The organism is Lutispora thermophila DSM 19022, from assembly GCF_900142105.1.
GTDB classification, from domain to species: Bacteria; Bacillota; Clostridia; order Lutisporales; family Lutisporaceae; genus Lutispora; species Lutispora thermophila.
In genome coordinates this window covers 1-3,475 of the sequence record NZ_FQZS01000055.1, presented here as the reverse complement: position 1 = coordinate 3,475, position 3,475 = coordinate 1, and the positions used below count along the sequence as shown (strand labels likewise).

Here is a 3,475-nt window from a genome sequence, read left to right as displayed (position 1 = left end):
AAGAACAGCAGGCATTAACGGCATAAAAAGAATAAGCATGACAATTAAAAAACCTGCTGTGAAAAATAAAGCAGGATTTGTTAAAGGATTCATTATCTCACCACCTATACAGACATCTCATCTATCTTAGTAGTCATTATTTTGTACAATCGAGTTTTCTTTGGAAACTTATTTGTAATGGGAATAACTGTTTTACCTGATACCAGCAAACCGCTGCCACTATCCGAGTTTGTAATGTATGACAGCTGCACATCAGATATTTGCAACAAATTCTGTATTTCTTTCTTGTCTGATGAAGATTGGTTCAGTAGCAGTAAAAATTGACTGTTGGAAAGCATCGTTCTCGCTGTATCACTTTTCAGCAAGTCTTCAACATTTTGAGTTATACCCGTAGGTATGCCTCCCCACTTTCTGGCTCTCTTGTAAAGTTCGTAATAGAACTGAGCTGAATACTCATTTGCAAACAGCAGATATATCTCATCTGTATATATCCACGTATACTTGCCCTTATCCCTGTTCTGGCATACCCTGTTCCAGATGCAATCCAAAACAATCAAAAGTCCCAATCCTTTCATCTGCTTCCCTAAATCCCTTGTATTAAAAGCTGTCAATCTATTCTTCATTTCAATGTTAGTCTTGTCGGAAAACATGTTCAAAGAACCTACTGTATATATTTCCAACATCAAGGCTATGTCTTTTGCTTCCTTTTCAGGCTGTTCCAGAAGCTCTTTGTATAAGTCAATCAAACTGGGCAAATACTCTTCATTATATTCATTGAGAATATAGTCTTTATATATTTTCTTTACACAGCGGTCTATTATTGTTTTCTCTGCTGGCAGCAAAGCACTTCCCTTAATTATCTCTATCAAGCTCAAAACAAACTCTGATTTGAGATTTAGAGGATTGTCATCATCTGCATAATGTATGTTCATATCCATGGGATTTATCCTATGGGGACTGGATGATGAAATGTTTATTACCGTACCGCCTAACGCTTTTACAAGGGGAGTATACTCTCCCTCAGGATCTATTATCATTATGTCATCATTGGTATAAAAAAGCGCAGATATAATCTCCTGTTTGGCAGAGAAAGATTTGCCGCTGCCCGGCATGCCGAGAATGAATCCGGAAGCATTTTGCAGCATCTTCCTGTTGAATACTACCAAACCTCCTGAAGCAGAGTTTGCTCCGTAATAAAAGCCTTCCTTATGGAAGACTTCTTGAGAAGAAAAGGGCATTAGTATTCCTGCTCCATCTGTAAGCAGTCCCCTCTTTGCCTTTATCTTATTTTTTGCTATGGGAAGCACGGAACATAACCCGTCTTCCTGCTGATAGGTAAGCACATCAGCTTTTACTATATGCTTTCTGCATATTCTCAGAACTATATCTGTAATCCTATCTAATTCATCCAGGTTTGAAGCAGTAATATTGATTATTATCGTTGAGAAAAACATCTTCTTATCAGATTCTATAAGACTCTTCATTATTTCATCAGTTTCTTCTATGGCAGCTTGCAAATCAAAGGGAATAAATGCAGCCTGTGCGCTTCCTGTTGCCTTGGCCGACTTTTGTATTCGTTCTATCTTATTGCTGTTAAGTGCTGTTGATTTTTTCTTTAAAAAGCTAATGGCATCAGCTGTCTCAACAGGCTCCATATGAATGGATATCTGTATGGAAAAAGGATTGTCCTGGATTTCATATAGGAATCCATCGGTAAGCACATTGGGCAGCTCCCTTATGAATATGGTCCTTCCTACAAGATTACCCATGTAATAATGCCTTGGCTCAAATCTGAAGCTGATAGGACAGATTGAATCCTTTAACGATACACCTTTCTTTATCATGTCAATGGGGGATAATCCTAGTTCCATATTCTCTCCGTTATAGAATCCATAGAAGAAGTCAATAATTTCTTCCGCAGATAACAGCTCCACATCACATCCGATTTTTTTATAGTGAGCCTTTAAATCCGGAAGAAGCTTTGACAGCTCCATATCTGCTTTAACAGGATTTGCTTCCTCTATAGCAAAAACAAAGAAAATTTCTTTTTGTGAAGTCTTATCCTTGCTCTTTTCAATGGCGGATAGCAGTATATCATAATATTCTTCTTTCAGCATGTCCACTTCAATGTTATCACCGGACTTTGGTATCAGACTATCAGCAAGTGCTTTTGTATCTATGGCCATATTATGAAGATATATTTGAAACTTATGATTCGGGTCCAAGCTGTTAAGAAATTTGCAATAATGATCGTATACAGCCTGTTGATCCTCCTGGCGTGAAAGAATGTAATTTATGTTGCTTATCTTAAAAATCATGGCATAATATCCTTCATCAACTTCTATCATGCCGTTGTTCAATATATCCTTGAAGGGAATGGTTTTTTGAGATGTGCTCGGTATTGAGTTTTTGTCAAGCAGTTTCCAAAACCTTTTCTTTTTCCCTACGCTTTTTATATAGTTCTTTCTCTGCTTATCCTTTTGCTGTTTTCTTTGAGCCGCTATTTTCTCTTCAATAATTTTTGCTTCCTTTTTTCTTTGCTTGAACACTTTTTCACCTTCTCCCTGCTTATATACTGCTCATCGGTTGAAACATACTTTCTGACCTTCGGATATAGAAACTCGTTCTTTATAATCTGCAAGATGTACCTCTCAAAAGGCATGCCATGATATTGAAAAAAACCAGCCAACAAAACGGGCGCCACAACAAGTATTTCTACCCAGCTGGTCAAATCTTCAGGAATATGCTTGCCAATAAAAATATGAAAGGGGACAGCTATTGCAAGGGCAATGACAATGCTTAGGAATTCTCTCATGGAAAAATTTAATATGACTTTTGATTTGTATTGCTGTATATCCCTGTTTATTTTTACACTGATCAAAAACACCACCCCGCATTGATTAATGGAACATCAATGATTTTACTACGCTTAACGCATTTACCGTTGGACTGCCATAGCCCAATATGCTTCGTATTGTTTGAGGAGTCTTTGAGCAATAAGCCAAAATAGCAGTCATTTTTATGGCAGTTTCAACATAAGCATACTCACCTGTTATAAACTGAATTTCCGCAATTGATGTAAATAGTGCAAAACCTATGGCCATAAAAAGCGTACTTGACACTGTTGCAATAAAAGTTTTTATAAAAGATTTGAAGACATCCATAGTTGCATCAGAAGCCAATGTACTTGCAAAAAGACCGCTAGCAGCTGCCATAATCAATATTTCAACGCTCCTGATAGTAAGAGTTATATATAGTGAGAGTGCCATGAAATATACCAGTATTCCCAGTATAATAGATAAAAGTATGGCGGCTATGCTGTCTCCAACATTCGCAAATGCATATCTTATGCTTTCACTGTCTGATATATAAGAAAGATAACCGATGTCTAAGACCCTCAATGTCAACGCTCCAAATCCTTTCACAATCAAATCAAGGATATACAGTGAATTATCTATAAAGAAAACTGCAAGTA

3 protein-coding genes are annotated in these 3,475 nt (G+C 37.1%); all 3 read right to left on the bottom strand.

Annotation, left to right across the window (positions count from 1 at the left end):
• Nucleotides 1-104: 104 nt before the first annotated feature.
• Nucleotides 105-2,549 (bottom strand): VirB4-like conjugal transfer ATPase, CD1110 family, encoded by a 2,445-nt coding sequence (locus BUB48_RS17340; protein WP_084524804.1) that lies wholly within the window; start codon nucleotides 2,547-2,549, stop codon nucleotides 105-107.
• Nucleotides 2,501-2,881 carry a PrgI family protein gene (locus BUB48_RS17335; protein ID WP_073028187.1) on the bottom strand — a complete coding sequence of 127 codons (381 nt, stop codon included), beginning with the start codon at nucleotides 2,879-2,881 and terminating at the stop codon, nucleotides 2,501-2,503. The genes BUB48_RS17340 and BUB48_RS17335 overlap by 49 nt, the downstream gene beginning before the upstream one ends.
• 19 nt (nucleotides 2,882-2,900) lie before the next feature.
• On the bottom strand, nucleotides 2,901-3,475 hold a 575-nt coding region (locus tag BUB48_RS18245; RefSeq protein WP_175548468.1), incomplete at its 5' end, for a hypothetical protein.